Origin of the sequence: Natronomonas gomsonensis (assembly GCF_024300825.1) — an archaeon.
In the GTDB taxonomy this organism is placed as follows: domain Archaea; phylum Halobacteriota; class Halobacteria; order Halobacteriales; family Haloarculaceae; genus Natronomonas; species Natronomonas gomsonensis.
The window spans coordinates 1,456,882-1,481,900 of the sequence record NZ_CP101323.1; the positions used below are offsets into that span (position 1 = coordinate 1,456,882).

The window sequence follows — 25,019 nt, forward strand, 5'->3', positions numbered from 1 at the left end:
GTTCAGTCGTCGCTGATGAACTTGTTGTCGCGCCAGTTGACGGTGTTTTCATCGTCTCGGTCCCGTGGGTCGTCGATAACCTCGATGCTCGCCGAGCGCTCCTCGCCGTCGACGATGCGTGTCGCCTCGAGTTCTTCGTCGACCGCCGCGATGGCGGTGAGCGTTCCCTTCTCGGCGAACTTCGCGAGGTCACACAGTACCTCGAACATCGGATACTGTAGTGCGGTGTTCTGCAGTACGGTCTCGCGGTCGCCCTTGAAGCAGGCGTACTCGACGAGTTTGGAGTTCACTTCGGGTTCCTCTTCCTGCATCTGGCCGCCGCTTCCGAAGCTTCCCCACTGGGGGCCGTCATCGTCGTCGTCATCGCTGCCACCGGCTGCCCCGTTCTGTGGGTCCGGAGGCGTCTCCTGCCATCCGTCTTCCGTCTCGTAGAGACGGTTCTCCGTCACGCTCGCCTTCAGTTGGGCGGTTGGCGTGTACTTGGAGATGTTGTCTTCGGCGGCGACGGCGCTCACGATGAGCGTATTGTTCCGTCTGGTTACTTCGACGTCCTCGATTTCGACGGGTAGGTCGTACTCGTCGAAGAACTCGTGAACGTCGTCTAGTTTCAGTTCCAGGGTCGAGTGAAGTCTGTAAACGCGGCTGGTCATAGTATCCCTGTCCCACAGGGGGCAGAGCGCCCCTGACGCGAGTGGTCCGGTTGAACGTAAGGGTTCCTCACTTATATCACCTGTCCTTCCGCATGTGCCGCATTACCACGGTTTCCGCGAACGGAATCATTCGGCGTTCAGCGTCGCCGCCAACTCCCCTCGTTCGTCGAGTTCCTCCAACACGTCGCTCCCGCCGACGAACTCGCCGTCGACGTAGGCCTGCGGCGTCGTCGTCCAGCCGCTGTGTCGCTCCAAGGCGACCCGGAACTCGTCAATCGAGGTCAACACGTCGACATACTCCACGTCCTCGCGGTGTCGGCGGATGTGATTGAGCGCCTTCTCGGAGTAGCCACACTGCGGTGCCATCGCCGTCCCCTTCATGAACAGGACGACCTCGTTGTTCTCGATGACTTCGTCGACCAGTTCGTCGACCTCTGCCTGTGGAAGCCCTTCGTCTATTTCGAACGACATACCCGGTGTAAGAGCCGGTCTCGGAAAGCCGTTGCGTCGCGGTTTTCCTTTCGGAGAGATGTATCGACACGACACAACCGACCCGGGAGTTAAGCCGATGGGACGGCTATCGGACATCAATGACGGACCACTACCAAGTGACGGTCGTCGGCGGCGGACCCGCCGGGTTGACTGCGGCGCTGTACACGACGCGACTCGGCCACGACACCGCAATCATCAACCGCGGTGGCGGGCGGGCGGCGATGATGCTCGACACCCACAACGTCATCGGCGTCACGGAGGACGTTTCTGGCAACGAGTTCCTCGCGACGGCGACCGAGCAGGTGCAGTCCTACGGCGCCGACTACTTCCAGGATTTCGTCTCCGACATCGAACCGACCGACGAGGGCTACCACGTCACCGCCGGAAACGTCGAGGTGACGACCGACCACGTCGTCCTCGCGACGGGTTTCTCCGACGAGCGGCCGGACCCACCACTGCCCCGAACCGGCAAGGGACTGCACTACTGTCTGCACTGTGACGCCTACATATTCGTCGACCAGCCGGTGTACGTGATGGGGACGGGCGATTCGGCGGCCTACGTGGCGATGATTATGCTCAACTTCACGCCCGACGTGGACCTCCTGACCCGCGGCGAGGAGCCGGAGTGGTCCGAGGAGACCGCGACGATGCTCGAAAACCATCCCGTCGAGGTCATCCACGAGGAGATTACGGGCATGGAGAAACGCGAGGACGGCTGGCTGGAGGGCTTCGAGTTCGAGGACGGAAGTTACCGGGAGTACCGCGGCGGCTTCCCGATGTACGGTTCGAACTACAACACCGACCTCGCGGAGTCACTCGGCGTCGAGTTGAACGACGACGGCACCATCGCCGTCGACGACCACGGCCGGACGAACGTCGACGGCGTCTTCGCCGTCGGCGACGTGACGCCCGGACACAACCAGATTCCGACCGCGATGGGCGAAGGTGCCCGCTGTGGCATCGGCAACCACTACGACCTACGGAAGTTCCCGCGGTCGCTGGAGGACATCGAAGCAGAGGGAGCGGTCACCGAAGCAGACGTTCCCGGCAGTTCCGAGCGACTCCGAGAACAGGCCCGCAACCACGAGAGTTGGCCCGGACGCGAAGAACAGGCCGCCGCCAGCGACGACTGACCCCGCCGTTTCCGTGCCGAGCGTTATCTCTTCACAATATTATGTTTCGCGTTTCGATTGGTGCCCATATAGTGAGTATTAATACTTCGCAGTGCGAGGAGATGGTATGGAAACGCGTAAGGTACAGCGACTGGGGCCGTCGACGCTGGCGATGACGCTCCCCGCGGAGTGGGCGAAGAAACAGGACGTCGAGAAAGGCGACGAGGTCTCCCTGCGGATGGGGTCGAAGGGGACGCTCACGGTGATGCCCGAGTCCGTCCAACAGGAGGAAAGCGAGGCCGTCATCCACGCACAGAACCTCGACGCCGATGCCGTCGAGCGCGCCATCGTCGCCCAGTACGTCCTCGGGCGCCGCATCATCCACGTCGAAGTCGAGGAGGGCGGAACACTGGATTCGGCCCAAATCAACGCCGTCTACAACGCCGAAACGCAGTTGATGGGACTCGGCGTCATCGAGGAGACCCCGGAACGCATCGCCATCCGCTGTTCGGTCGACCCCGAGGACTTCACCCTCGACAACCTCCTCGAACGGTTGGAGTCGACCGGGTCGACGATGCGAAACGAGGCCATCAAGGCACTCGCCCACGGCAACCCCGACCTCGCCCAGCGGGCGCTCAATCGCGAGCGACAGGCGAACAAGATTTTCGTCCTCCTGCTTCGCCTCATCTTCACGGCGTATCAAAACCCCAATCTCGCGCGTGCGGTCGGCCTCGATTCGGGCTTTCCGCTCATCGGCTACCGCTCCATCGCGAAGAACCTCGAACTTACCGCCGACAACGCCGAGGACATCGCCGAAATCGTCCTCGAAACCGAGGGCCACACGCTCAACGTCGAGGACAGCACGATGCGGCGCATCCGTGAGTTCACCGACCAAGTGAACGAAATCACGGAACTCGGTGTCCGTGCGGCCGTCGAGCGGGACTACGACATGGCCATCGAAACTCGAGAGAAGTTCGCCGAAGTCCGCAACCGGGAAATCGAAATCCTCAACGACCTCGACGAGATGCCCAACGAGGACCTCCTTCGTGTTCGCGAGGTGCTCGTCAGCCTCGGACAGACCGCTCAGTACGCCGTCCGGAACGCCGAAATCGCGACCAACCTCGCTCTCAACGAGGAGAGCGAACACGTCACGATTCAGTAAGAAAGCGGTCCCGCGGTTAGATACCGATTCCGTCGTCGGTTTCCGTCGGCGTTGCCGTCTCCGATTCCGTTGCCGTCTCCTCCGTGACCGGCGTGGGAGTCTCGAAGACTCCATCGTCGGTTTCCGTCGGGGTCGTTGCGGGCGTCGGCGTTCCGTCCGTCGGCGTCGGTGTGGGCGTCGACTGGCTCCCGTTCGGCGCCGTACTCGCGTTCTTGTTGCCGAAGATGTCCGTCTCGATTGTCTCTTCGTAGGTTAGTTCGTCCAGCGGGACGCGAACGTCGGAGACGAGTTCCTCCCCGGAGATGACTGCGTAGAACTCGATTCGGAGTTGCGTGCGCTGGTCGTTCTGGAGGTGCGTGACCCACCACTCGTCGAGGTTCCCGTTGATGATGGCAGCGTCGGTCCGAACCGTCTCGGTCGCCCCGGGCGGAATGGCAGCGATGTCCTCGGTTTGGCCCTCCCCGACCAACACGCCGTTCATCGTTATCTCGTAGCCGAGTTCCGAAATCGTGTACGGCAGCGTTTGGGGGTTGTACAGTTGGAACGCCATGTCGATGGGCGTCTCCTCGCGGGTGACGGTGCCCCACTCGGCGCTGGTCCGGTTGACGTACAACACCGGATTCGACATGACCGGTGGCGGGTCGTCGGCGTTGACGGGCCGCGTCTCCTCGGAGTTGAACTGCCCGATGAGGTCGGTTTCGACCTCCCGCTTCTGTGTGATGTCGAACTGGCGTTCGCCGAGTATCGACGTTTGGACCGTTGCGTTGATGTTGACGGCCGTCCGCTCGCCGTTTTCGATGTGGGTTCGCCACCACGGCGGAATCTGCTCGTTGTCCATCGCCGTCCGGAAGGCCAGCGTGGAGTTGCCCTGCTGGAGGTCCAGGCCCGTCCGGTTGCCCGCGGCTATCGGCACGTCGTTCATCCGGACGGTGTAGTTGATGGTCGTGTTGCCGAGTTGGATGTCGATTGGGTTGGGGTTGTTCACGACGAGGTCGGTGTGAATAATCGTCGTTTCCTCGGTCACGTCGCCGAATCGGTTGTCGACGTCCTCGACGGACGGGGCGCCGACGGCGCCGAGTGCGACAGCGCCGACGAGCGACGCGACGACGACGCCGAGAACCACGGCGGCGATTTTCAGTTTGCCGAACGCGAGAATGCCGGACGCCATTTGTCGGCCCGACGCACCCGGAAATCAAATAGGCTGTGGCCCAGTCCCAGCGGAGACCGTCGGGATTTATAATCGCAGTGCCGTAGGCGTGGGTATGGAGACCGCTTCAGCTACGGACAAACGCGTCGGATTCCCGCTTCTGTTCGCCGTCGTCGCCGGCCTCGGCGCCGTCGGGATGGCAGTGTTCGGCATCACGGGCGACCAGGCCGCCTCCGGCCTGGCCTTCGGAGTGGCGATGCTGGCCGGCTCACTTGCCGTCACAGCCTACCACGTCTTCGAGTAAAGGGAGGGCCTTAAGCCGCTCCGTACCCAATGGAGAGTATGAGTGAACTGAGCGACGAAGACGAACGTATCCTCGGTTATCTCCGGGAGCGCGCCCACGGTGGTGACCGCTATTTCCGCGCGAAACACATCGCGGACGCCATCGGCCTCACCGCAAAGCAGGTCGGCGCCCGTCTCCCTCGCCTCGCGGAACACTCCGATGACGTCGACATCGAAAAGTGGTCCCGGGCACGCTCGACCACGTGGCGCGTCACGCCGGAGTGACCCCCACACGACGGCCGCAACAGTCGCTCTTTTGGTGACCCGCCACGTCGTTTCGATATGACCGTCCGCGTCGAACGCGTCTTCGAGTTCGCCGCCCCACCGGAGGCGGTGTGGGAGTTCATTGCCGACCCCGAGCGACGCGCCCGCTCGATTAGCGTCGTCGAGGAGTACGAAGTGACCGGCGCGGACACCGCGACGTGGCACGTCCGCCTGCCGATTCCGCGGATGAACAAGACCATCGCCGTCGAAACGGAGGAACTCAGACACGACGAACCGCGCTATGTGAAGTTCATCGGTCGCTCGAAAGCGATGCGCGTACAGGGCGAACACACCCTCGAACCGAACAACGGCGGCACTCAGCTGACGAACCGCTTCGTCGTCGACGGAAAAATCCCAGGTGTCGAGCGATACTTCAAGAAGCAACTCGACGGCGAACTGGAGAACCTCGAAGCCGCCATCCGACGCGACCTCGACCTATGAGACTCGCACTCGCCCAACTGGAAATCGAGGCCGCGGCGGTCGATTCGAACGTCGACCGTGCGGTCGCCGCAATCGAGCGCGCCGCCGGGAACGGAGCCGACTGCGTCGCGCTCCCGGAGATATTCGACGTGGGGTACTTCGCCTTCGACGCCTACGCCCGCAACGCCGAACCGCTGGGCGGTGAGACCCACCGACGAATCAGCGCGGCGGCGGCCGAACACGGCGTGTCGGTCCTCGCCGGAACGGTCGTCGAGGACCTCGCAGCCTCCGCCGATGCGGGGGAATCGGTCCCCGCCGAGGAAGGCTATGCGAACACCGCAGTGCTGTTCGATTCCGACGGCGAGCGGCGACTCGTCTACCGGAAGCGCCACCTTTTCGGCTACGACTCCGCGGAGGCTGAACTGCTCGTTCCGGGCGAAGACCTACAGACGGCAGAAATCGGCGGCCACACCGTCGGCGTGACGACCTGCTATGACCTTCGGTTTCCCGAACAGTACCGCCAGCTGGTCGATTCGGGCGTGACGCTGGTGTTGGTGCCGAGTGCGTGGCCCTACCCCCGCGTCGAACATTGGAAACTCCTCCCGCGTGCGCGAGCCGTCGAGAACCTCGTGTACGTCGGCGCGGTCAACGGCTCTGCGACGTTCGACGATGCCGCGCTCGTCGGCCGCTCGAGGGTCTACGACCCGTGGGGGACGACACTCGCGTCCTCCGACGACGACCCGACCATCGTCTACGCTGACTGCGACCCCGAACGCGTCGAGGCGGTCCGAGCGGAGTTTCCGGCACTGAAGGACCGGCGGTAGCGTCTGACACGCGTCGGCCGGCAAACGAGGGTTTATCAGGCACCGCGGCGTATCACCGTTTGCCTGAACGACGCTTTTCTCGTCGTGACGGCAGAACCAACGTCCGCCGCAAACCCGTCCACCCACCTGCGCCGGATTTGCCCGGTGTCCGGCGCCACCACCCCCCTCGTTCCGTCTTCGACGAACTACACCCCGAAAGCGACGGTTATTCTTCGGTCTTGATGTCGGCGGAGAGGCCCTGTGCCATCTCGATGTCCGTGGAGTTGTTCAGTGTCCACGCCGTACGCTCGGTGACTGCCTCGATGACCTCTCTGGCGGAGGGGTAGCCGTTGCCGGACTTCTTCACGCCGCCGAACGGCAACTGCACCTCCGCGCCGATACACGGGAGGTTCCCGTAGGCGAGTCCCACGTCGGCGCGGTCGCGGTAGTAATTGATTTGGCGGTAGTCCTCGCTGATGATGGCTCCAGCCAACCCGTACGGCGTGTCATTGTGAATCTCGACGGCGCGTTCGATGCCGCCGTCGTACTCGACCAACGCGACGTGAGGCCCGAACACCTCCTCGTTGAGACAGCGCAACTCGGGGTCGTAGTCGATTTCGTAGACGAACGGGCCGACCCAGTGACCGTCCTCGTGGCCGTCGGGTATCTCGTCGCCAGCGAGTTCCTCGCGGTCGACCAACACGTTCGCGCCCTCCTCGCGGGCGAGGTCGTTGTACCGGCCGAACTTCTCGACTTGGTCCTCGTCGACGACCGGTCCCATGAAGGTTCCCTCGTCGAGGGGGTCGCCGACGGCGACCGATTCCGCGAGGTCGACGAAGCGCTCCTTGAACTCGTCGTACACGTCGGTGTGGACGATGAGTCGCTCACTCGACACACAGCGCTGGCCCGTCGTCTTGAAACTCGACATCACCGCCGAATGGACGGCCACGTCAAGGTCGGCCCCCTCAGTGACGACGATACCGTTTTTGCCGCCCATCTCGCAGGCGGCGAGTTTGCCGGGCGTCCCGCCCACGGTGTCGGCGATGGAGTGACCCACCTCGGCGCTGCCCGTAAAGAGAACCGTGTCGACGCGCTCGTCGTCGACGATGGCGGCGCCGGCGTCGCCGAACCCCTGAACCATGTTGAACACGCCGTCCGGGATTCCGGCGTCGTCGAACATCTCCGCGACGATTTGGCCGCACCACGGCGTCTGCTCGGCCGGTTTCCAGACGACCGTGTTGCCCTCGACGAGCGTGACGGCCATGTGCCAAAACGGGATGGCGACGGGGAAGTTCCACGGCGTGATACAACCCACGACGCCGCGGGGTTTCCGGCGCATGTAGGCGTCCTTGCTCGCGATTTCGGAGGGCACTACATCGCCGTGAGGGTGGCGTGCGTTGCCCGCCGCCCACTCGACCATGTGCCAAGCCTCGGTTACGTCGGCTTTCCCCTCCGAGATTTCCTTGCCGCACTCCTTTGTGACGATTTCGCCCAACTCCTCGTGGCGGTCACGGAGTTCGTGGTAGATTTCCCAGAGGTACTCCGCGCGGTCGACGTACGACAGCGAGCGCCACTCCTCGAAGGCGTCGTCGGCCGCCGAAAGGGCGCGGTCGACCTCCGAGTCGGTGCCCCGGGGAAAGGTCCCGAGCGTCTCGCCAGTCGCCGGATTCTCGCTCGCGAAATCGTCGCCGTCGCCGCTCACCCACTCGCCGTCGATGTAGTGTTCGTACTCGGCCATGCGGCAATTATTGCACGGCAGTGGTGAAAAAGGTAGTCAGCCTCGGGAATCGCTTGCGCCCGAACGGTGTGCGACTGCAACGCCGAAGGTGTACGCGACTGCACAGGCGAGGACCGCGAACAACGCGGTAGCCACGGTCCAGACGATTGTGATTCCGAGTAATTCGCCGGAGAACGTCCAGACACGAGTGGCGAGGGAACCAACCATCGCGAGCAACGTCACAGCGCCCCCGAGAACGGTGGCCGCCTGCCCACCGACCGTCGCCAGATACCCGAAGGCGCTGGCGATTATCATCGCGGGAACCGCCATCCAGAGGTCGGGGACGGGACCGAATCCGAGCAACCCGACGGTCGCGAGGGCGGCCGTCGAGACGCCAACCGCGAGCGTCTCCGACTGTGTCGTCTCCTCGAAGCGGGTGGGAGGCAGAAGGGCGTACACCGCTCCGAACCCGAGCACGAAGAGCACCGACGGCGGACCGACGAGGAGTACGGCCTGTTTCGGCGGGAGGGACATAGGGATGGCCTCGGAAGTCGACCGCATATACTTTCGGTCGAACGGCTTACATCTCCCCGGTTCCCACCGCCGAGCGTGAAGGAGTTCGGCTTCGAGTTGCGGGTGTGTGCGTGGGCCGAACGGAACTGGCCACCCGTGGGTGTCGCAGGCGAGGACGCCACCGCGCTCGTCGCCCGGCAACTCGGCACCAAGCGGCGCCGCTGGGACACCGTCGTCGTCGAGACGACGGAGGCGACCCTCGACGCCCGCGCACCGTTCGGTGAGGACCGACTGGATTCGGATTTGCTCCACGTCGCCCGAAACGCTCCCGCCTCCTGGACGTACTACCGGGAGGCGCTCCCGGACCCCGGCTACCCCTGGCGCTACGTCCGGGAAGCGGTCCACAGGGCGGCCGACCGCGGGTTCGTCGAGACCCGAAAGGACGGCAACCGAATCGAGTTACGGCGGCGCTACCGGTATCCCGAATGGGTCGACCGCATCGTCGCCATCGAGAACAAACCGGACCTCGACGCCTCGGCGGCCCGCGTGCTGGCCGAACAACTCGAACACGACGTGGCGCTGGGACTGGCCGACGAGGTGTGGCTGGCGACGGAGGCGACCCGCGAGGAGTTCGAACCGGCGCTTCTGGAGGCGATGCCCGTCGAGGTGGGTATCCTCGCGGTGTCGGAAGGGCCAGAGGGCTGGCGTGCCGAACCGGTGTGGAACCCCCGCTCGCTTTCGGTGTCCGAACCGGGAACGCGAATTCTCGACCGACCTGAGGGGGACGAATACGACGCTTCAGCGGCGCGTTTCGAGTACGCCGACCCCGACTGGAAGCGCCGCAAACGGCTGGAAATCGCCGAACGGGCCTACGAGCGCGGCTGGCGCTCCTATGCCGACACGATGCGCCCCGACTGTCGGCACTTCGAGGTGGCCGAGCCGACGGGGCCGTTTCCACGGTGTGCGGCGAAGGGTCGCGAGCAGACCGCCGCGGAGTGTTCGGCCCGCTGTCGGTCGTTCGAACCCGAACCACCCGTCTGGCGAACGAAGGAGTGGCCCATCGACGGCGGACCGGGAGCGGCGATAACACGGCTGCTCGCGGAAAAGCGGCGGCGGCGCCGTTAGCTCTCGACGGGGTCTTCCAGCACCTTGACCTCGATGGCGTCGCGCTCGACGGCCAACCGGAACGTGGGGACGGTTTTGCGAATCAGCGAGACGATGCCTTTGTCCTTGAGGCTGCGCAGTCCGGAGCGGACGGCGTCGGGGTCGCTGTCCACGCCGACATCACGGAGGTCATGGAGGACGGAGACGACGCTTTGGGGGTCCTCGTCGGGACCGGCGAGGACGTCGATGATTCGGGCCTGCAGTTCGGGGACGCGGACGATTTCCTCGCTGTCGTCCATACCGACCAGGGCGGCGGCCTCCGGCGTCGCTCGGATGAGGCTGTCCTCGTCGCGGTAGTAGTACTCCTTCAGTTCGTTCTCGAGGTACTGGTGAACCTCGCTGCCGCTGTCCATGCCCCACCGCTGTTGTAACTCGCCGTTCTTCGTCGGTTGGAGGGCGACGATGTCCGCCAACCGGGATTCGGCCTCCTCCGAGAGGGTCATGTGGAGTTGGTAGGCGCCTACTCCTAGAAAAAGGGTCGGAGTCGTCCCGGACACGTCTGGCACACGACCGAACATCACGAGAGTCGGTACCGGACGGTACGAGAACAGCCTCCAAACCGTCTCATACCGGCCAATTAAGCGTTACACCAACCATATCAGAATTAATTCATTTAGGTAATAGTATGTTTTCCACACAATCTTTTTAACGGTATGCTCGGAGCATGAGGCACGCAAATGGTTATACCAACGCCAGACAGTGGGATTCTGAAGCGCATCTACGCCAACATCGTGGGGTCGGGTGGATTCGTCTCCCTCGACATCCCCGAGAAGATACTCAAACGGCTGTACACCTACGGGAGTTTGAAGGATACCGACCGGGGCGTCGAGTTCGAGGTGAAAAACCGCCTCCAAGACGCGAAGTTCGCTGGCATCAACCGCCTCGTCATCAACGGCGACGAGGTCGACCCCGAGCGGGTCCGACTGGAGACCGCCGACGGCGACTCCTTCCGACTCGACGAAGTCACCAAGGAGAGTCCGATTCAGTTCCCGGTTGGCCGGACCGTCACCGTCGTCGTCGAGGAGATGAACCTTCCGACCGGCGACCACGACATCCACGTCGACTTCGTCGCCGAACCGTTCGGCGAACTCACCCTGGAAATCGGCGACACCATCCGCGGGGAGGACGCCATCCCCGGCATTCCGCGCTCGGACGACGACAACTACAGCGAAGAGGCCATCGCCGAACGCCACGAGTACCTCGAGGAGAAGACCGGCACCGAACTCGAACACGTCCCGGAGTTCTCCTTCGACGCCGCCCGCGGCGAGGGCAACATCGAGAACTTCATCGGCGTCGCCCAGATGCCGCTCGGCCTCGCCGGACCGGTCAAAATCAACGGCGAGCACGCCGACGGCGAGTACCCGATTCCGATGGCGACCACCGAGGGGACGCTCGTTGCCTCCTACAGTCGCGGGATGAAGGCCATCAACCTCTCGGGTGGCGCGAAGACGACGGTCGTCGACGACCGGATGAACCGCGCGCCCGTGTTCGTCTTCGAGGACGCCCGCAACGCCCGCGACTTCCGCGATTGGGTGTTCGAGCACTACGACACCATCAAGGAGAAAGCCGAGGAAACCTCCAGCGTCGCCGAGTTGGTCGAAGTCGAGGACTACATGACCAACAACTTCGCCCACCTGCGGTTCAGCTATCGGACGGGCGACGCCGCCGGACAGAACATGGTCGGGAAAGCCACCTTCGCGGCGTGTAACTGGGTGCTGCAGGAGTACCCCGGCTACGTCGAGAACTTCTATCTCGAAGGGAACTTCGCGACTGACAAGAAGGCCTCGAAGGTCAACGACATGATGACCCGCGGCAAGCGCGTCACCGCCGAGGTGACGCTGGACCGCGACACCTGCATCCACCACCTCGGCGCCGAACCGGACAGCCTCGCCCACCACAGCAAAATCGCGACACTCGGCTCGTTCTTCTCGGGGGCGAACACCAACGGCGCCCACCCGGCAAACGGGTTGGCCGCGCTGTTTATCGCCACCGGACAGGACGAGGCCAACGTCGCCGAATCCTCGGCGGCTATCCTCAACACGACGCTGCTCGACGACGACTCGCTGCACATCTCGGTGACCATCCCCTCGCTCATCGTCGCCACCTACGGCGGTGGGACGGGGATGGCGACCCAACAGGAGTGTCTCGAAATCCTCGACTGTTCCGGGCCCGGCAACGTCAACAAACTCGCCGAAATCGCCGCCGCAACCGTGCTGGCCGGCGAAATCTCGCTCGGTGCCGCCATCTCGGCCTCCGACTGGGTGACCAGCCACGAGTCACTCGGTCGGAACCGGTGAGCGACTCGGCGTAGCCGTCTCGCTAATCGCCGCCGGGGACGAAATCCGGAACGACCGCGCCTTCGAGCGTTTCTTCGACCTGTGTTGCGACCAAGACGAGCGCCGCAAGCGCCAGCGCCGCCCCGAAGACGAAGGGGACGACGAAGCCGTAGCCGAACAACACTCCCGAGGCAAGCGGCCCGATTGCGGTGCCGAACCCGAACGCCATCGTCAGCACCGACAGCGTCGTTCCGGATTGCCCCTCCTTGGCGAGGTCGCCGGCCACCGCGAGGGCCGGCGCGAACACCATCGCCACCGAAATCCCGTGAGCGAGGCGGGCGAGGAGCATCGTCCACGGCGAGGTGACGAGCCCCTGTGCGAGTACCGACGGCGCGAGGATGACGAGGCCGCCGACGAGGAACGGCTTCCGGCCGATTCTGTCGGCGGCGCGACCGATGGGGACCTGCAGGACGACGTTGGCGACGACGACCGCCGAAAACTGGATTCCGAACCACGTCGAGCCCTGACCCAGTCGGGCGTTGACCGGTTCCTGTAACGTCGCGAACAGCGCAATCGAGATGGCCATGAACAGCGTGCCGACGCCGAGGACGAACACGGGGTCGAACAGTCTGTCTTCGCCCAGCACCGACACGGAGAGGTCGTCGGAGGCGTCGGCTTCCGTACTCGGCGGGTCGCTGATGAGCAGCGTCACGAGCGTGAAACTGAGCAGCGCGCCGAGGACGGCGACGCCGAAGGCGGCGTTGAACCCCGACAGCGTCACGCCGGCCGGAAGTGCGTAGGGGCCACCCTGGACGACGAGACCGGCGACGACGGGCCCAAAGCCGAAGCCGATGAGCCGGAAGGTGTTGAACACCCCGAAGTTGCCGCCGCGTTCGGCGTCGCTGCGGGCGAGGTCGTTGACCAAGGCGATGGTCGTCGGGATGACGAAGGCCCCACCAAGCCCCTGCAGCGCGCGGACGACAAGCAGCGCCTCGTAGCTGTCGACGACGGCGTAGGCGACCGAGGTGACCGCAAGCACCGTCAGCCCGAAGAGGATGTAGATTTTCCGGCGGCCGGTCCGGTCCGAGAGTCGCCCGGTAAAGGGCTGGGCGAAACTGTTCAGGAAGCCGAAAAGCGACAGCGCCACGCCGATGAGCAACTCGATGGTGACCGGAATCCCGAGCACCGAGACGCCCTCGAACCCCGGCAGAGCGAGTTCGCCACTCGCGATGTACAGCGGCAGGACGATGATGAGAAACGAGTTGGCAACGGCGTCGGCCATCCGCGCTAACGCGAGCACGATGACTCGACGGTCCGTCCCGAACATCTACCGAAACGACGGGGAGGAGTCGTATCACCTTTCCGAAGACGGAACGCCGACGGTGTTTGCCCACGGCGACCCGGCCAATCAGCGGGCGACGCTTGAACCCCGCCGCTTAAATACGGCCCGTACCGTCACACACGGATATGGAGTTCTGCGACGAGTGCGGTTCGATGATGCACAGCGAGGACGACACGTGGGTGTGTCAGTCCTGTGGCTTCGAGAAGGCCCGCGACACCGAAAACGAAGCGAGCATGACGACGACGGAGGGCCAAGACACCGACAGCGGCCCGGTCGACATGTCCGAAGTCGACGATGCCGAAATCGGTCCGACGACGAAGGTCAACTGCCCGAAATGTGGCCACGACCGTGCTCGCTACGAGATGAAACAGATTCGCGCGGCCGACGAGTCCGAGACCCGCTTTTTCACCTGCGTCGAGTGCGACCACAAGTGGCGCGAAGACGACCACTGAGGCAGACTTTCGATTACGGCCGCTCGTGGCAGACGGTCTCGATAGCCTCGCTCAGCACGTCGACGCCGATTTCTAGGGAGTCCTCGTCTACGTCGAACGTGGCTGTGTGGTGGCCGCCGGGGTGGTCGGTTCCGATGCCGACGTAGGTGGCGAGTCCGCCGTTGTCCTGGACGTACTGCATGAGGAACGTTGCGTCCTCGCTGCCGCCGAGAGAGCCACGACGAGTCGGTTGAGTCACCTCGGGGTGGGCCGACGACACCGAGTGAACGACATCGACGAGCGCCTCGTCGCTCTCGGCCGATGGGGCCTCCCCTTCGATTTCGATGTCGACCTCGCAGTCGTGGGAGGTCGCCGCGCCCTCGAACACCTTCTCGGCGCGTTCGAAGGTGAAATCGCGGATTTCGGTCGTCTCGCCGCGAACCTCGCCGTGAACGAACGCCTCCTCGGGAATGATGTTCGTCGCCGTACCGCCGCCGACACGGCCGGCGTTGACCCGCGAGGCACCCTCGCTGTGACGGGGAATCCCATAGAGGTTCTGGACAGCAGTTGCCATCGCCTGCACGGCGTTTCGTCCCTCCTCGGGACGGGCGCCAGCGTGGCCCGGATAGCCGGTGAACGTCGTGTAAAACTGCGTGACTGCGAGGATGTCACCGATGCCGGCGACGACCTCGCCGGTCGGGAAGTCGAGGCCGACGTGGAGGGCAAAGAGGTACGCCACGTCGTCGAGATGACCCGATTCCGACATCGGCTTGCCGCCGCCGATGACCTCCTCGGCGGGCTGGAAGAACACCTTCAGCGTCCCCGAGAAGTCGCTTTCCTTGATGGCCTCGATGACGCCGATGCCGATGGTGGCGTGGGCGTCGTGACCGCAGGCGTGCATCGCCCCGGTTTCCGAGCGGAACCCCTCGCGTGCGGGGTGGTGTTCGTCGTCGGTCGACTCCTCACGCGGCAGGCCGTCGATGTCGACGCGCAGTCCGACGACGGGACCCTCACCCTGCTCGATGACGGCGACACAGCCAGTCCAGCCGCCGGCCATCGCCTCCACGAGGTCGGGGTCAGCGCCGGCCTCGCGGGCGCGGTCGACCCACTCGTCGAGTTCCGCCTCGTCGGGTACCGAGAGGCGTTCCTCGCCGAGGGCGTCGCGGCCGACGTGCAGTTCGTCGACGCCGACGGAGCGCAGTTCCTCGACGATGCGGGCCGTCGTCCAGAACTCCTTCCATGCGGGTTCGGGGTGACGGTGGAGTTCGCGGCGCAACGCGACCAGCCGGCTGCGGCGGTCAGTGCTCATACCCGGACGTGAGTCCCCGCGAGTATAAGCCTCCGCGATTGGGTCGCCGACGGGACGCGACACGCTCTTTGAGTCCCGGCGGCTACATCGGGTATGGACGTGTCACGTCGGCGGGCGATGACCGCAGTCGGCGTCGCCGTCACCGCCGGATTGGCCGGCTGTGGCGACCCCGGGTCGCGACGAACGTCGACACCGCTTTTCGTCACCAACGAGTCCGACATGGAGCTTCGGGTGACGCTTCGCATCTACGAACTGCCCGAATCAAGCGACGGCGAAAACGGAACCGAGACCACGAACACGCCGGCGACGAGTGAACTCCAACAGGTCGTCGTCGAACGGACGACGCTCAGTGCGGAGGGTGGCGCCTTCAGCCTCGAAGCCGGGGCCGTCCCGAACGCGCCGCTGCGCGTTCGAATCGCGACCGACGATGGACCGACCGACAGCTACGACTGGTACCGACCGGACGCACAGTCGACGCTGGACGTTCGGATACGGCAGCGGTCGATTCGGTTCACGGAGTTGGCCTAACGGGAGCCGGGTGCGGAAACGCGCTCGACGTCGACATCGATGTGGACGCCGGGCGGGAACTCCTGGCCGGCGGCGTTGCGGGCGAACTCGTCGTGGCCGACGATTTCCATCGTCCGCGTGTAAATCGTGTACCGCCACGAACCGAAGGCCGCGGCGTCGGCGTCGAGACGCTTCGACTGCGGCACCGAGTGGTCGTCGGGCGACTCGGCGTGTGGCCCACGCAACTCGACGCCCTTGCGTTCCGCACGCTCCTTGATGTCCCCGGCGACGCGTTCGAGGACGTCTCGGTCCCCGCTTTGGAGCGTCAGGGTAGTGACGAAGGGCATGTAGCCTACTGCACGCTCGACACTCAAAAACGCATCTATCGGTTCGCAGTACCCCGAGGTGGGGCCAGCGGGCGCTGCCGGGACATGGCACCGTCGAGGCTCCGATATTCCTTTACGTAATGACCGACTACCCCGAGGTAATGATAGAGGCCACGAGCGCGGGAGCCATCCTCTTTCGCGATACGCGTGGCCGGCGCGAGTACCTGCTGCTCAAGTCCCGGCCCGGCGATTGGGAGTTCCCCAAAGGCGGCGTCGAGGGCGAGGAAGAACTCCAGCAGACCGCCATCCGCGAAGTGAAAGAGGAGGCCGGAATCGAGGATTTCCGGCTGTTAGACGGCTTCCGAGAAGATTACGACTACGTGTTCGAAGCGAACGGAAACACCATCCACAAGACAGTCCACCTGTTCGTCGCCAAGTCCTACGAGGCGTCGGCGGAGTTGTCCTCGGAGCACCGCGACCTGCAGTGGCGCGACTACGAGCAGGCCATCAACACCATCACACAGGACGGACCCCGGGAGATACTCGAAGACGCACACGACTTCATCGACGAGGCGCTCGAAGACGACGAGGAGTGACCCGCCCCTTCATGCGGCCAACTTCTCGATTTCGCCTTTGACGAGCGCGCCGTCGAAGTCGTGGTCGGGCCGCATCTTCACGAAGTCGAGAAACTCCCGGGCGGCGAGCAGTTGCTCGTCGGAGTACCACTCGCTGGCCGCCTCGACGGCCACCGTCGCCCCGAGATGTGGCGCCAGCGACGCCAACGCACACGCGAGGTCGTAGGCCGTCGCGTCCTCGATTGCCTCCTCCCGAACCCGGGTCGCATCGATGAAGTACAGCGCCTCCGCGCCGTCGTCGTCGGGCGCCACGAGGACGTTCTCCTCGCGTAAATCGCCGTGGGCGAGTCCCGCCTTGTGCATCCGCGAGAGGTTCTCGAACAGCTCGGGGGTAAACGACTCCGCCTCCGCCGGTGGCAGTTCGTCGAGCGTCCGAAACGAGGGGAGATACTCCAAGACGAGGACGCCGAAGCCGTCGTGTTCGAACGCCTCGATGGGGACGGGTGCGTTGATGCCGAGTTCGTGCATCCGACTCGTCGACTCCAGTTCGTGTTCGGCCATCTCGTAGGGCGTCGAGAAACGCTCGAAGAACCCCTCGGTCCCTGAAGAGAGCGCACCGAGGTTCCGACCGGTCGTCAACAGGCCGTGAAGCAGGGTGTGTTGGTCGGCGATGACCTTCACGAACCACTGCTCGTTGACGACGAGCGGGACCGACAGCCAGTTGTCGGCCTCCAGCGACTCGTACTCCGCCGACGACTCCCCGTAGCGGGCCGCCACCTCCTCGGCGACCGCTTGCAGCGCCGAGTCCGGAACGGTCGCCTTGAGGAGTCGTCGGAATGCCATTCACAGTCGGTACGGCAGCGAGCGTCATAAATGATTTCGCTCTGCAGAGTGCCGACCACATCGACGTGAGAGGGTTGCTCGTGGCGGCACGTTTATTTTTGCGCCGTCGAAGGTGTGTGTATGGACTTCACACTGCCTGACGAACACCGGATGATTCAGGAAGTCGTCCGGGACTTCTGTGAGGCGGAACTCGAACCCATCGCACAGGACATCGAGGACGAACACCGCTTCCCCGAGGAGATATTCGAGGAACTGGCGGACCTCGATTTGATGGGCGTTCCCGTCCCCGAGGAGTACGGCGGTGCGGGCGGCGACTACCTCATGTACGCCGTCGTCGCCGAGGAACTCGGCCGCGTCTCCGGGTCGGTCGGCCTCTCGTACGTCGCCCACACCTCACTCGGGTTGATGCCCATCGTCAAGTTCGGCACCGAAGAACAGAAGGAGAAATGGGCCCGGCCGCTGGCAGAAGGCGAGGGGATGGGGTCGTGGGCACTCACCGAACCCTCCTCCGGGAGCGACGCCTCCGATATGGACACCATGGCCGAGAAGGACGGCGACGAGTACGTCATCAACGGCACCAAACAGTTCATCACGAACGCAACCGTCGCGAACAGCGTCCTCGTGAAGGCCGTCACCGAACCCGGCGCGGGCTACGACGGCATCTCGACGTTCATCGTCGACCCCGAAAACGACGACGGCTTCGAGGTGTCGACGGTGTGGGACAAGATGGGACTGAACGCCTCACCCACCTGTGAAATACAACTCGACGACGTTCGGGTTCCCGAAGAGCGCCTGCTCGGCGAGGAGGGCGAGGGGTGGAACCAGACGAAGAAGACCTTAGACGGCGGTCGCATCTCCATCGCCGCGCTGTCGACGGGCCTCGGCGTCGGCGCCTTCGAAGCCGCCCGGCAGTACGCCACCGAACGCGAGCAGTTCGGCAGTCCCATCTCGAAGTTCGACGCCGTCCGCGACATGGTCGTCTCGATGGACCGGAAAATCGAGCGGGCGCGACTGCTCACCCACAAGGCCGCGACGATGTACGACAACGGCGAGGACGTGACGCGCATCTCCTCGCTCGCGAAACTCGACGCCTCCGAAATCTGCCGTGAAATCGCCGAAGACGCCGTGCAGGTCCACGGCGGCTACGGCTACACGACGGACTTCGCTCCCCAGCGCTTCTACCGGGACGCGAAGCTCATGGAAATCGGCGAGGGAACGAGCGAAATCCAACACCTCGTGTTGGGTCGAGAGCTCGGATTGTAACACCGAGCCGGCCGATTACATGTAGGCGGCGTCCCAGCGAGTCGGTTTTAGCTGGTTGCCACAGGAGTCACACTCCAGTCGCCCCATCGAGTCCATCGACGTGACGAGCGATTCACACGAGCCACAGTAGTAACCGTACTTGTTCTCCCGGTCTTCGTCGGAGTAGACGGTGTAGAAGGCGGCTTTCGAGCCGCGGTCGGAGTCGCTTCGGTCGACGTACAGTTCGCGGTCGTCGACGACGATGGGCTGGATTTCCGAGCCCTCGTGGTCGACGTAGATGTTTTCGACGAAGGCGGTACCGTCGATTTCGACGCTTCCTTCCCCGACTTTCGTGAGTCCGCGTTTCTCCCAGAACCGGTTACCCTCGGTGTTGTCCGCGAGAACGAGTCCGCGGATGGTCTCGGCGCCGGCGGATTCGAGTCGCTCGCGGGTCTCCTCGTAGAGGGCATGCCCGATTCCCTGTCCGCGGTATATCGCGGCGACGTGGAGCCAGTGGATGTCGCCGCGGTCGTCGACGAGGGCGCTCTCGGAGAACGCCACCGGTTCGCCGTCCTCCTCGGCGATGAGGAGCTGTACCTCGTCGTCGTCGAGTTTCTCGGCGAATTTGTCGACCCCGTACCACTGTCGAATCGCTCCCTCGATGGTGCTCGGACTCAACGAGTACGACGCCTCCATCGACCGGAGCGCGATAGACCGTACCGTCGGGCCGTCGTCAGCCGTTGCTTCGCGTACCTCCATACACGTGAGGTACGACCCGCGGTGTCATAAAACCGGACGCCACCGCTAGGCGTTGCACGGATGTTCACCGGTGGTTCGAACAGCGGGGCGAAAAGACGACTCCGAACGGGGTCAGTTCGTCCCGTAGCGCTCGGGCACGTAGGCGGCGAACGGTTCGGGGACGTACCGGAACACCCTCGGCGCGAGGTTGGCGAGTCGGCGCCGCAGCGTGACGTACGCCGCCGCCACCGCGAGTGCGGCGACGACAGCCCACGCGAAGGCGCCGTCAAGGACGACGAAAAGCGGCACGCCGACGGCGGCCGATAGCGCGAGGTCACCGGGAGACCCGTCGTAGGCGACTGCCCGACGGGGCGGGAGCCACTCCTTGCGAGTGTGGTCGTACACCGCCCGCTCGGAGGTGCCTTCCCACGGCCGAAGTTCGAGCCCCCCACCGTAGACGTCCATCCGACAGTGGAGGGTGGCACCTAGGAGGAACAGGGCGACGGCGACCGAAATCGGCCCCGTCCAGACGAACGCGGCGAGGACTGCCGGGAGCGCCGCAACCGGGTACAGCGTCGGGTAGTGCAGCGTCTTCCGGTGGCCCGAGTACAAATCGAGGTCGGGGAATATTCCGCCGAGGAGCCCGCCGAGAAGCGCCGCTGGCGCCAGTTCCGGGGCGTACACCGCAAGCGGCGCCGCGAGCGCAAGCCCGACGAGCGCGTGCGTCGGCAGCATCATACAGTTCAACGAAGACGGTTCGGTCGTATAAGCACATCGGGAGTCTCGACACCGTTTCCCTCGCCCCTCGACACGCTATGACATTGTCGTAAGCCTAAAGAGTCGAACCTGCCTTTTTTCGGGCAAGATGACCGACGCATTCGACTCTTTCGTTCGGAGGGGGATACATGGGTGTTGAAATAAGGGAATCGCCCGTCTCCGATGACGAGTTCGAGGAGATGAAGCAGTTCGTCCACGACTACCTCGCGGCGAGCGTCGAGGGCGAAGACGAGGGAGGACGGATGCGGTGGTACCCGTGGCACTCCGCGGAGTACCGGTACAACCACATCCTCAACGTGACCGAACTCGCCATCGAAATCGCCGAAAAGGAGGGGGCGAACGTCGACGTGACCCGCGTCGCGTCGCTGTTCCACGACATCGCGAAACTCGAAGCCGACCAAGACGTCCACGCCGAGGCGGGGGCTCGCGTCGCCTGCGAGTACCTCCGCTCGCGGACCGACTACCCCGAATCGTTCATCGAGCAGGTGTGTGACGCCGTCGAGACCCACTCCTATGAGGGCGACCTCGAAAACGTCCCACTCGAGACCCAGTGTCTCATGGAAGCCGACCTCCTCGATAAGGTCGGCGCCAACGGAACGACGCTGATGTTGCTTCGGATGGGATACGAGGCCCGAACCCACATGGACGCGAACGAGATGGTCGGACGCGTCCTCGAACGCGGCGAGGACGCCATCTCCCGGGTCCGTTCGGACACCGCAGAGAGCATCGCCCACCAGCGAATCAAACGCGTTCGGTGGTTCAAGGAGTGGCTCGAAGGCGAAATCGCCGAGATGGAGCCACCAGACCCAAACACTGACCTCTTATAAAAAGAGGGCGTCGGCGAGGAAGTACACGCCGAACCCAGCGAGTACGACCGCACTCCCGTAGGCGATAGCCGGCGCCAGCGACTCCATGCGCTGTCGAGCGGCCGTAAGCGTCGCGGGGAAGCCAGTTATCCAGACGCCGATACCGCCGAACAGGCCGGCTAACAGGACCGGACTACCGGTCTCGACGACGACGAGGCCGGCAAGCGCCTCGCTGGCGTACGACAGCACGTCGACGGTTCCGGGTGTCAGAAGCGCCGTGCCCGCGGTGACCCAGAACAGTATCTGATAGGGATTCGTCAACGCGAGGATGAACGCCTTCGAGAAGCCACGGCTATCCTCGTCGCCGGGCGTCTCGGCGGCCCGAAAGCTCTCCTGTGCGCCGCGGGCGGCGCCGTAGGCGAAATACAGCATCAACAGCCCACCGACCCCGACCATGACCGACTGCAGCGTCGGCATCTCCTCGATAGCGGCGACGACGCCGAGCAGCGCCAATCCGAGGAAGACGGCGTCGGCGGTCATCGCGCCCAGTCCGGCGCGGAACCCGGCGGTCCACCCCCGCAGGACCGACTCCTCGGCGATGACGGCGTTCATCGGCCCCGGCGGCGCCGCCAACGCCAACCCGAACAGCACGCCCGCCGAAAGCGTCGAAAGGAGAGTCATCTCCCTGCAGTATCACGCCGCTAAACAAAAGCGTGGCGTGATGAGAGTTCGTGACACGATTCTGGCGACGAGTACCGCGGTCGCCAGCGAGCGCCTACATCCCCCGACCCATGAGTCGACTGCGGACGATGTCGGCGTCTTTGTTTCCAGTTCCCGTGTTGAGGAGGACGACGGTGTCGTCGGAATCGAAGGCGCCGGTGTCAGCGAGGTCCCACGCACCCGCGGCGGCCGCTCCGCAGGCGACGCTGACCTCCAGTCCCTCGTGTTGGGCGACCGTCGCGGCGCTGTCGAGGAGGTCTTCGTCGTCGACGGCGACGCCCGACCCGCCGCTGGCGCGGACGGCCTCGACGGCGGGCAGTCCGCCGGCGGGGTCGGGCACTTCGAGACTGCCGACGACGGTGTCGGGGTACTCCCACGGTTCGGGGTCGTCGCCATTCTCTGCGGCCTCGACGATGGGCGCACAGCCGTCCGGTTGGGCGGCGTACAGACGGGGCGTACCGTCGACGAGGTCGAGTTCGTCGAACTCCCGGGCACCCTTCCAGAGCCCCGAGACGGTAGCCCCGTGGCCGACGGGCACGACGACGGCGTCGGGAGCCGTCCAATCGAGGGATTCTGCGAGTTCGTGGTACACCGATTTCAGTCCCTCGTGGCGGAACGGCGAGTCGAAGGCGGCGGCGGGGAACCACTCCTCTTCGTCGGCCGCCGGCAGTTCCTCGCGTTCGCGCTCGTAGGTCTCGCGGGCGTCGTCGAAGCGCCCCTCGACGACGCGCATGTCGCCGCCGTGGACGTTTATCATCGCCTTGTTGATGAAGTTCGCGCGACTGGGGACGAACACCCGCGAGAGCAGGCCGGCGCGGGCGGCGTAGGCCGCAGCGGACTGTCCCCCGTTGCCCGTCGTTGGCAAGGCGAGCGTATCGGCGTCGGCCCGGTTGGCGGCCTCGGCGACGACGGCGAGACCGCGGTCGGTCACCGTTCCAGTCGGGTTGTGGGCCTCGTTTTTGATGTAGACCGAATCGACGCCCAACTCCTCGGCTAGCCGTGGGGCTTCGACCAGCGGCGTCGCTCCCTCGCCCATTCCGTCGGGAACGACCGGGAACAGTTCGCGGGCCGCCCACGCGCCGGTGCGGCCGGCGAGCGTCTCCCGACTCAACTCGGCGGCGTCGTAGTCGTAGGTCGCATCGAGCGTCCCGCCGCAGTCGGGGCATCGGGTCGGAGCCTCGTCGTCGACCGTCTCACCGCAGTCAGTACAGCGAAAGCCCTCGAAACTCGTCATACGTGAAGTTTGGACGGCGGTGGCAAAGCCCTGTCCTTCCCGGTCAGACGGACCCACCCTCACTCGCGGTGTCGGGACGGAAAGGCGTTTGAGGTGGCCGGTCGAATTCGATGGTATGCACGTCGTCGTCGCCGGTGGCGGACTCGCCGGACTGGTCGCCGCCCGACGCCTCGCGGAGGCGGGCGCCGAAGTCGAACTGTTCGAGGAACGCGAGGAAGTCGGCGGCCGCGTTCGCTCCCGAACCGTCGACGGGTTCACGCTGGACCGCGGCTTTCAGGTGCTGTTCTCCGCCTATCCCGCCGCTCGACGCGAACTCGACCTCGACGCGCTGGACCTCCGGCGCTTCGCCCCCGGCGCGACCATCGCCCGGCCGAACCACCGCTCGACGCTGTCGGACCCGCTCGGCCAACCGACTGCGGCGGTGCCGACGCTTTTGAACCGCGACGTTCGGACGGGCGACAAACTCCGCCTGTTTCGCCTCCAGCGGGAGTTGAAGCGTCGCGAGTGGGAGACGCTGTTCGACGGCGACGACGCCTCGATACGGGAGTACCTCGCAGGGCAGGGCTTCTCGAAGGCGTTCGTCGAGAACTTCGCGGCACCTTTCTACGGTGGCATCACGCTGGACCGCTCGCTGTCGACGTCGAGTCACGTCTTCGAGTACACGTTCAAGGCGCTCTCGGAGGGCAAGACGGTCGTTCCCGCGGCAGGGATGGGTGCGATTCCGGCGCAACTCCGGAAGCGGGTGGAGGCAGCGGGTGCGGTTATCGAAACCCAAGACGCAGTGAGCCGAATAGATGCCGACGAGGACCGCGTGAGTGTCGAGACGAACGACGAACACCGCTCACCCGACGCCGTCATCGTCGCCACGGACCCGAAGTCGGCCGGTGACCTGACGGGAATCGAGACGCCCACGGAGGCGAAAGCCTGCGTCACCGTCCACTGTTCGGTGCCGGACCACCAGACGCTGGACACCGGGTCACGCATCCTTCTCAACGCCGCCGACGACCGTCCGAACACCGTTGCGCCGATGTCAGCCGCCGCCCCGGAGTACGCACCCGAGGGCCGTGACCTCCTCAGCGCGACGTACCTCGGCGAACAGGACGAAAGCGACCAAGAACTCATCGAGACGGTTCGGGAGTCCCTCGATTCGTGGTATCCCGAGAACCACTTCGGCGAACTCGAAGGCGTCGCCGTCGACCGAATCGAGTTCGCACAGTTCGCCCAACAGCCGGGGTTCCGCTCGTCGCTCCCCACCGCCGATGCCCCGGAGGGACCGGTGTACCTCGCCGGCGACTACACCCGGTGGTCGTCGATTCAAGGCGCCTTGGAGAGCGGAAAGCGGGCCGCAGACGCGGTTCTCGCGAACGAGGACTGACTACAGCAGTCGGCGGAACTCCCCGAGCGGCGGGAACTCGTGGGTTTCGTCGGCGTCCTCGTCGCGGACGACGGGACGGAGTCCGTCGGCATCGGTGACGAACGGCGATTGAAATTCGCTTGCGGTCATTCCGTTGACGGCGACGCCGGCCGGCAACCGACTGAACGACGGTAGCATCAACACGTCCGCATCGCCGTACTGTTCGGGACCGTACAGGAAACAGGGCCAGCGTTGTCCCTCGATTTCGATGGTCGGGTGGTCGTGGCCGACGACGTAGCAGTCGGCGTCCGTTTCCGGTCGTTCGTGGCCGTGAATGACGACGACGCGGCCGAGGCGGTACTCCTCGGCTATCGGGCCGTCCCACAGTTCCTCAAGCATCGTGTCGTGGTTGCCCGGCGTGGCGAGGAGTCGGGTCTCGGCCGCCTCCGCCACGCCCTGGAGTTCCTGAACCGTCTCAGCCGTGCCTCGCGGGAGGCTATTGAAGGCGTGGAGCACGTCGCCGGCTATTACGGCTTCCGACGGGGTGAACCGCTGAAGCAGCGCCTCGAACCGCTCGACGAGGGTCGTGTGTGCGTGTTCTCCGAGCCCCCACTCGACGTTCGAGGTGGCGGCGCGGCCGACGTGGAGGTCCGCACAGACGAGCACGTCGGCGGCCGGCAAATACACCGCTCTGTCGTGCGGTTCGAACTCCATGTCGGCCGTACGGTCGGCGGCGGCAAAGCGCTGGCGGGG

At 64.8% G+C, this 25,019-nt stretch carries 29 protein-coding genes; 14 read left to right on the plus strand and 15 right to left on the minus strand.

Annotated features, from left to right (window positions below; translation table 11 throughout):
* Nucleotides 1-2 precede the first annotated feature (2 nt).
* Both NMP98_RS07980 and NMP98_RS07985 read right to left on the minus strand, forming a co-directional pair.
* Nucleotides 3-650, minus strand: coding sequence for a DUF7110 family protein (locus NMP98_RS07980; RefSeq protein WP_254860985.1), 648 nt, complete (start codon nt 648-650; stop codon nt 3-5).
* Nucleotides 651-776: 126 nt separating this feature from the next.
* Complete coding sequence (locus NMP98_RS07985) at nt 777-1,121, minus strand: glutaredoxin family protein (protein ID WP_254860986.1); 345 nt, start codon at nt 1,119-1,121, stop codon at nt 777-779.
* Nucleotides 1,122-1,240: 119 nt separating this feature from the next.
* On the opposite strand from NMP98_RS07985, the gene NMP98_RS07990 reads away from it, so the two are divergent.
* Both NMP98_RS07990 and NMP98_RS07995 read left to right on the plus strand, forming a co-directional pair.
* Complete coding sequence (locus tag NMP98_RS07990) at nt 1,241-2,275, plus strand: NAD(P)/FAD-dependent oxidoreductase (RefSeq protein ID WP_254860987.1); 1,035 nt, start codon at nt 1,241-1,243, stop codon at nt 2,273-2,275.
* Nucleotides 2,276-2,381: 106 nt separating this feature from the next.
* A complete protein-coding gene (locus tag NMP98_RS07995; protein ID WP_254860988.1) occupies nt 2,382-3,416 on the plus strand; it encodes a phosphate signaling complex PhoU family protein in 1,035 nt (344 codons plus the stop codon).
* Nucleotides 3,417-3,432: 16 nt separating this feature from the next.
* Here NMP98_RS07995 and NMP98_RS08000 read toward each other — a convergent pair whose 3' ends face one another.
* Nucleotides 3,433-4,584, minus strand: coding sequence for an LEA/WHy family protein (locus tag NMP98_RS08000; RefSeq protein WP_254860989.1), 1,152 nt, complete (start codon nt 4,582-4,584; stop codon nt 3,433-3,435).
* A 94-nt stretch (nt 4,585-4,678) separates the two neighbouring features.
* Between NMP98_RS08000 and NMP98_RS08005 the strand changes: the two genes are divergently transcribed.
* From NMP98_RS08005 to NMP98_RS08020, 4 genes are read left to right on the plus strand one after another with little or no spacing between them, the layout of a single operon-like run.
* On the plus strand, nt 4,679-4,867 hold the full coding sequence (locus NMP98_RS08005; protein ID WP_254860990.1) for a DUF7525 family protein: 189 nt from the start codon (nt 4,679-4,681) through the stop codon (nt 4,865-4,867).
* Between the two features lie 38 nt (nt 4,868-4,905).
* On the plus strand, nt 4,906-5,130 hold the full coding sequence (locus tag NMP98_RS08010) for a DUF7123 family protein (protein ID WP_254860991.1): 225 nt from the start codon (nt 4,906-4,908) through the stop codon (nt 5,128-5,130).
* A 57-nt stretch (nt 5,131-5,187) separates the two neighbouring features.
* Nucleotides 5,188-5,610: an SRPBCC family protein gene (locus tag NMP98_RS08015; protein ID WP_254860992.1), complete on the plus strand. Its 423-nt coding sequence runs from the start codon at nt 5,188-5,190 to the stop codon at nt 5,608-5,610.
* A complete protein-coding gene (locus tag NMP98_RS08020) occupies nt 5,607-6,413 on the plus strand; it encodes a carbon-nitrogen family hydrolase (protein ID WP_254860993.1) in 807 nt (268 codons plus the stop codon). The genes NMP98_RS08015 and NMP98_RS08020 overlap by 4 nt, the downstream gene beginning before the upstream one ends.
* Nucleotides 6,414-6,618: 205 nt before the next feature.
* On the opposite strand, the gene NMP98_RS08025 is transcribed toward NMP98_RS08020, so the two are convergent.
* The gene (locus NMP98_RS08025; protein ID WP_254860994.1) at nt 6,619-8,130 is read right to left on the minus strand and encodes an aldehyde dehydrogenase family protein; all 1,512 of its coding nucleotides are present in this window, start codon (nt 8,128-8,130) and stop codon (nt 6,619-6,621) included.
* A gap of 36 nt (nt 8,131-8,166) precedes the next feature.
* On the minus strand, nt 8,167-8,643 hold the full coding sequence (locus NMP98_RS08030) for a hypothetical protein (protein WP_254860995.1): 477 nt from the start codon (nt 8,641-8,643) through the stop codon (nt 8,167-8,169).
* Nucleotides 8,644-8,718: 75 nt separating this feature from the next.
* Here NMP98_RS08030 and NMP98_RS08035 point away from each other — a divergent pair, with 75 nt between their 5' ends.
* The gene (locus NMP98_RS08035) at nt 8,719-9,747 is read left to right on the plus strand and encodes a DUF5787 family protein (RefSeq protein WP_254860996.1); all 1,029 of its coding nucleotides are present in this window, start codon (nt 8,719-8,721) and stop codon (nt 9,745-9,747) included.
* On the opposite strand, the gene NMP98_RS08040 is transcribed toward NMP98_RS08035, so the two are convergent.
* A complete protein-coding gene (locus NMP98_RS08040; RefSeq protein ID WP_254860997.1) occupies nt 9,744-10,229 on the minus strand; it encodes a DUF5797 family protein in 486 nt (161 codons plus the stop codon). The two genes, NMP98_RS08035 and NMP98_RS08040, sit on opposite strands and share 4 nt — an antisense overlap.
* Nucleotides 10,230-10,463: 234 nt before the next feature.
* On the opposite strand from NMP98_RS08040, the gene NMP98_RS08045 reads away from it, so the two are divergent.
* Nucleotides 10,464-12,083, plus strand: a complete 1,620-nt coding sequence (locus NMP98_RS08045) for a hydroxymethylglutaryl-CoA reductase (protein WP_254860998.1) — start codon at nt 10,464-10,466, stop codon at nt 12,081-12,083.
* A 22-nt stretch (nt 12,084-12,105) separates the two neighbouring features.
* Here the strand turns inward: NMP98_RS08045 and NMP98_RS08050 are convergent, their stop codons facing one another.
* The gene (locus tag NMP98_RS08050; protein WP_254860999.1) at nt 12,106-13,389 is read right to left on the minus strand and encodes an MFS transporter; all 1,284 of its coding nucleotides are present in this window, start codon (nt 13,387-13,389) and stop codon (nt 12,106-12,108) included.
* Nucleotides 13,390-13,529: 140 nt separating this feature from the next.
* Between NMP98_RS08050 and NMP98_RS08055 the strand changes: the two genes are divergently transcribed.
* Nucleotides 13,530-13,856, plus strand: coding sequence for a transcription factor S (locus NMP98_RS08055; RefSeq protein ID WP_254861000.1), 327 nt, complete (start codon nt 13,530-13,532; stop codon nt 13,854-13,856).
* A gap of 13 nt (nt 13,857-13,869) precedes the next feature.
* Here NMP98_RS08055 and NMP98_RS08060 read toward each other — a convergent pair whose 3' ends face one another.
* Nucleotides 13,870-15,144, minus strand: coding sequence for an amidohydrolase (locus tag NMP98_RS08060; RefSeq protein ID WP_254861001.1), 1,275 nt, complete (start codon nt 15,142-15,144; stop codon nt 13,870-13,872).
* Between the two features lie 93 nt (nt 15,145-15,237).
* Between NMP98_RS08060 and NMP98_RS08065 the strand changes: the two genes are divergently transcribed.
* Complete coding sequence (locus NMP98_RS08065; RefSeq protein ID WP_254861002.1) at nt 15,238-15,672, plus strand: Ig-like domain-containing protein; 435 nt, start codon at nt 15,238-15,240, stop codon at nt 15,670-15,672.
* Here NMP98_RS08065 and NMP98_RS08070 read toward each other — a convergent pair.
* Nucleotides 15,669-15,998 carry an uS10/mL48 family ribosomal protein gene (locus tag NMP98_RS08070; protein ID WP_254861003.1) on the minus strand — a complete coding sequence of 110 codons (330 nt, stop codon included), beginning with the start codon at nt 15,996-15,998 and terminating at the stop codon, nt 15,669-15,671. The two genes, NMP98_RS08065 and NMP98_RS08070, sit on opposite strands and share 4 nt — an antisense overlap.
* A 140-nt stretch (nt 15,999-16,138) precedes the next feature.
* On the opposite strand from NMP98_RS08070, the gene NMP98_RS08075 reads away from it, so the two are divergent.
* The gene (locus NMP98_RS08075) at nt 16,139-16,573 is read left to right on the plus strand and encodes a bis(5'-nucleosyl)-tetraphosphatase (RefSeq protein ID WP_156709702.1); all 435 of its coding nucleotides are present in this window, start codon (nt 16,139-16,141) and stop codon (nt 16,571-16,573) included.
* Nucleotides 16,574-16,582: 9 nt separating this feature from the next.
* Here the strand turns inward: NMP98_RS08075 and NMP98_RS08080 are convergent, their stop codons facing one another.
* Nucleotides 16,583-17,395: an RIO1 family regulatory kinase/ATPase domain-containing protein gene (locus NMP98_RS08080; RefSeq protein ID WP_254861004.1), complete on the minus strand. Its 813-nt coding sequence runs from the start codon at nt 17,393-17,395 to the stop codon at nt 16,583-16,585.
* A 120-nt stretch (nt 17,396-17,515) separates the two neighbouring features.
* Between NMP98_RS08080 and NMP98_RS08085 the strand changes: the two genes are divergently transcribed.
* A complete protein-coding gene (locus tag NMP98_RS08085; RefSeq protein WP_254861005.1) occupies nt 17,516-18,658 on the plus strand; it encodes an acyl-CoA dehydrogenase family protein in 1,143 nt (380 codons plus the stop codon).
* 15 nt (nt 18,659-18,673) lie between these two features.
* On the opposite strand, the gene NMP98_RS08090 is transcribed toward NMP98_RS08085, so the two are convergent.
* Both NMP98_RS08090 and NMP98_RS08095 read right to left on the minus strand, forming a co-directional pair.
* Nucleotides 18,674-19,396: a GNAT family N-acetyltransferase gene (locus tag NMP98_RS08090; protein ID WP_254861006.1), complete on the minus strand. Its 723-nt coding sequence runs from the start codon at nt 19,394-19,396 to the stop codon at nt 18,674-18,676.
* 111 nt (nt 19,397-19,507) lie between these two features.
* Nucleotides 19,508-20,113, minus strand: a complete 606-nt coding sequence (locus tag NMP98_RS08095) for a metal-dependent hydrolase (RefSeq protein ID WP_254861007.1) — start codon at nt 20,111-20,113, stop codon at nt 19,508-19,510.
* Nucleotides 20,114-20,280: 167 nt separating this feature from the next.
* Here NMP98_RS08095 and NMP98_RS08100 point away from each other — a divergent pair, with 167 nt between their 5' ends.
* The gene (locus NMP98_RS08100; protein WP_254861008.1) at nt 20,281-20,979 is read left to right on the plus strand and encodes an HD domain-containing protein; all 699 of its coding nucleotides are present in this window, start codon (nt 20,281-20,283) and stop codon (nt 20,977-20,979) included.
* Here the strand turns inward: NMP98_RS08100 and NMP98_RS08105 are convergent.
* Together NMP98_RS08105 and NMP98_RS08110 are read right to left on the minus strand one after the other, a co-directional pair.
* The gene (locus tag NMP98_RS08105) at nt 20,974-21,639 is read right to left on the minus strand and encodes a LysE family translocator (RefSeq protein ID WP_254861009.1); all 666 of its coding nucleotides are present in this window, start codon (nt 21,637-21,639) and stop codon (nt 20,974-20,976) included. The genes NMP98_RS08100 and NMP98_RS08105 overlap by 6 nt on opposite strands.
* A 94-nt stretch (nt 21,640-21,733) precedes the next feature.
* Nucleotides 21,734-22,912 carry a threonine synthase gene (locus tag NMP98_RS08110; RefSeq protein WP_254861010.1) on the minus strand — a complete coding sequence of 393 codons (1,179 nt, stop codon included), beginning with the start codon at nt 22,910-22,912 and terminating at the stop codon, nt 21,734-21,736.
* A 115-nt stretch (nt 22,913-23,027) separates the two neighbouring features.
* Between NMP98_RS08110 and NMP98_RS08115 the strand changes: the two genes are divergently transcribed.
* Nucleotides 23,028-24,287 carry an FAD-dependent oxidoreductase gene (locus tag NMP98_RS08115; protein ID WP_254861011.1) on the plus strand — a complete coding sequence of 420 codons (1,260 nt, stop codon included), beginning with the start codon at nt 23,028-23,030 and terminating at the stop codon, nt 24,285-24,287.
* Here the strand turns inward: NMP98_RS08115 and NMP98_RS08120 are convergent, their stop codons facing one another.
* A complete protein-coding gene (locus NMP98_RS08120; protein ID WP_254861012.1) occupies nt 24,288-24,980 on the minus strand; it encodes a metallophosphoesterase in 693 nt (230 codons plus the stop codon). It lies immediately after the preceding gene.
* Nucleotides 24,981-25,019: the final 39 nt, after the last annotated feature.

What these genes read in the sequence shown, in the direction of transcription:
- NMP98_RS08075 (WP_156709702.1), top strand. Translation starts at nt 16,139, where the DNA reads ATGATAGAGGCCACGAGCGCGGGAGCCATCCTCTTTCGCGATACGCGT.
- NMP98_RS08095 (WP_254861007.1), bottom strand. Translation starts at nt 20,113, where the DNA reads ATGATGCTGCCGACGCACGCGCTCGTCGGGCTTGCGCTCGCGGCGCCG.
- NMP98_RS08010 (WP_254860991.1), top strand. Translation starts at nt 4,906, where the DNA reads ATGAGTGAACTGAGCGACGAAGACGAACGTATCCTCGGTTATCTCCGG.
- NMP98_RS08020 (WP_254860993.1), top strand. Translation starts at nt 5,607, where the DNA reads ATGAGACTCGCACTCGCCCAACTGGAAATCGAGGCCGCGGCGGTCGAT.
- NMP98_RS08045 (WP_254860998.1), top strand. Translation starts at nt 10,464, where the DNA reads ATGGTTATACCAACGCCAGACAGTGGGATTCTGAAGCGCATCTACGCC.
- NMP98_RS08100 (WP_254861008.1), top strand. Translation starts at nt 20,281, where the DNA reads ATGGGTGTTGAAATAAGGGAATCGCCCGTCTCCGATGACGAGTTCGAG.
- NMP98_RS08105 (WP_254861009.1), bottom strand. Translation starts at nt 21,639, where the DNA reads ATGACTCTCCTTTCGACGCTTTCGGCGGGCGTGCTGTTCGGGTTGGCG.
- NMP98_RS08025 (WP_254860994.1), bottom strand. Translation starts at nt 8,130, where the DNA reads ATGGCCGAGTACGAACACTACATCGACGGCGAGTGGGTGAGCGGCGAC.
- NMP98_RS08080 (WP_254861004.1), bottom strand. Translation starts at nt 17,395, where the DNA reads ATGGCATTCCGACGACTCCTCAAGGCGACCGTTCCGGACTCGGCGCTG.
- NMP98_RS07980 (WP_254860985.1), bottom strand. Translation starts at nt 650, where the DNA reads ATGACCAGCCGCGTTTACAGACTTCACTCGACCCTGGAACTGAAACTA.
- NMP98_RS08110 (WP_254861010.1), bottom strand. Translation starts at nt 22,912, where the DNA reads ATGACGAGTTTCGAGGGCTTTCGCTGTACTGACTGCGGTGAGACGGTC.
- NMP98_RS08085 (WP_254861005.1), top strand. Translation starts at nt 17,516, where the DNA reads ATGGACTTCACACTGCCTGACGAACACCGGATGATTCAGGAAGTCGTC.
- NMP98_RS08000 (WP_254860989.1), bottom strand. Translation starts at nt 4,584, where the DNA reads ATGGCGTCCGGCATTCTCGCGTTCGGCAAACTGAAAATCGCCGCCGTG.
- NMP98_RS08005 (WP_254860990.1), top strand. Translation starts at nt 4,679, where the DNA reads ATGGAGACCGCTTCAGCTACGGACAAACGCGTCGGATTCCCGCTTCTG.
- NMP98_RS08060 (WP_254861001.1), bottom strand. Translation starts at nt 15,144, where the DNA reads ATGAGCACTGACCGCCGCAGCCGGCTGGTCGCGTTGCGCCGCGAACTC.
- NMP98_RS08120 (WP_254861012.1), bottom strand. Translation starts at nt 24,980, where the DNA reads ATGGAGTTCGAACCGCACGACAGAGCGGTGTATTTGCCGGCCGCCGAC.
- NMP98_RS07995 (WP_254860988.1), top strand. Translation starts at nt 2,382, where the DNA reads ATGGAAACGCGTAAGGTACAGCGACTGGGGCCGTCGACGCTGGCGATG.
- NMP98_RS08055 (WP_254861000.1), top strand. Translation starts at nt 13,530, where the DNA reads ATGGAGTTCTGCGACGAGTGCGGTTCGATGATGCACAGCGAGGACGAC.
- NMP98_RS08070 (WP_254861003.1), bottom strand. Translation starts at nt 15,998, where the DNA reads ATGCCCTTCGTCACTACCCTGACGCTCCAAAGCGGGGACCGAGACGTC.
- NMP98_RS08015 (WP_254860992.1), top strand. Translation starts at nt 5,188, where the DNA reads ATGACCGTCCGCGTCGAACGCGTCTTCGAGTTCGCCGCCCCACCGGAG.
- NMP98_RS07985 (WP_254860986.1), bottom strand. Translation starts at nt 1,121, where the DNA reads ATGTCGTTCGAAATAGACGAAGGGCTTCCACAGGCAGAGGTCGACGAA.
- NMP98_RS08040 (WP_254860997.1), bottom strand. Translation starts at nt 10,229, where the DNA reads ATGACCCTCTCGGAGGAGGCCGAATCCCGGTTGGCGGACATCGTCGCC.
- NMP98_RS08065 (WP_254861002.1), top strand. Translation starts at nt 15,238, where the DNA reads ATGGACGTGTCACGTCGGCGGGCGATGACCGCAGTCGGCGTCGCCGTC.
- NMP98_RS07990 (WP_254860987.1), top strand. Translation starts at nt 1,241, where the DNA reads ATGACGGACCACTACCAAGTGACGGTCGTCGGCGGCGGACCCGCCGGG.
- NMP98_RS08115 (WP_254861011.1), top strand. Translation starts at nt 23,028, where the DNA reads ATGCACGTCGTCGTCGCCGGTGGCGGACTCGCCGGACTGGTCGCCGCC.
- NMP98_RS08090 (WP_254861006.1), bottom strand. Translation starts at nt 19,396, where the DNA reads ATGGAGGTACGCGAAGCAACGGCTGACGACGGCCCGACGGTACGGTCT.
- NMP98_RS08030 (WP_254860995.1), bottom strand. Translation starts at nt 8,643, where the DNA reads ATGTCCCTCCCGCCGAAACAGGCCGTACTCCTCGTCGGTCCGCCGTCG.
- NMP98_RS08050 (WP_254860999.1), bottom strand. Translation starts at nt 13,389, where the DNA reads ATGTTCGGGACGGACCGTCGAGTCATCGTGCTCGCGTTAGCGCGGATG.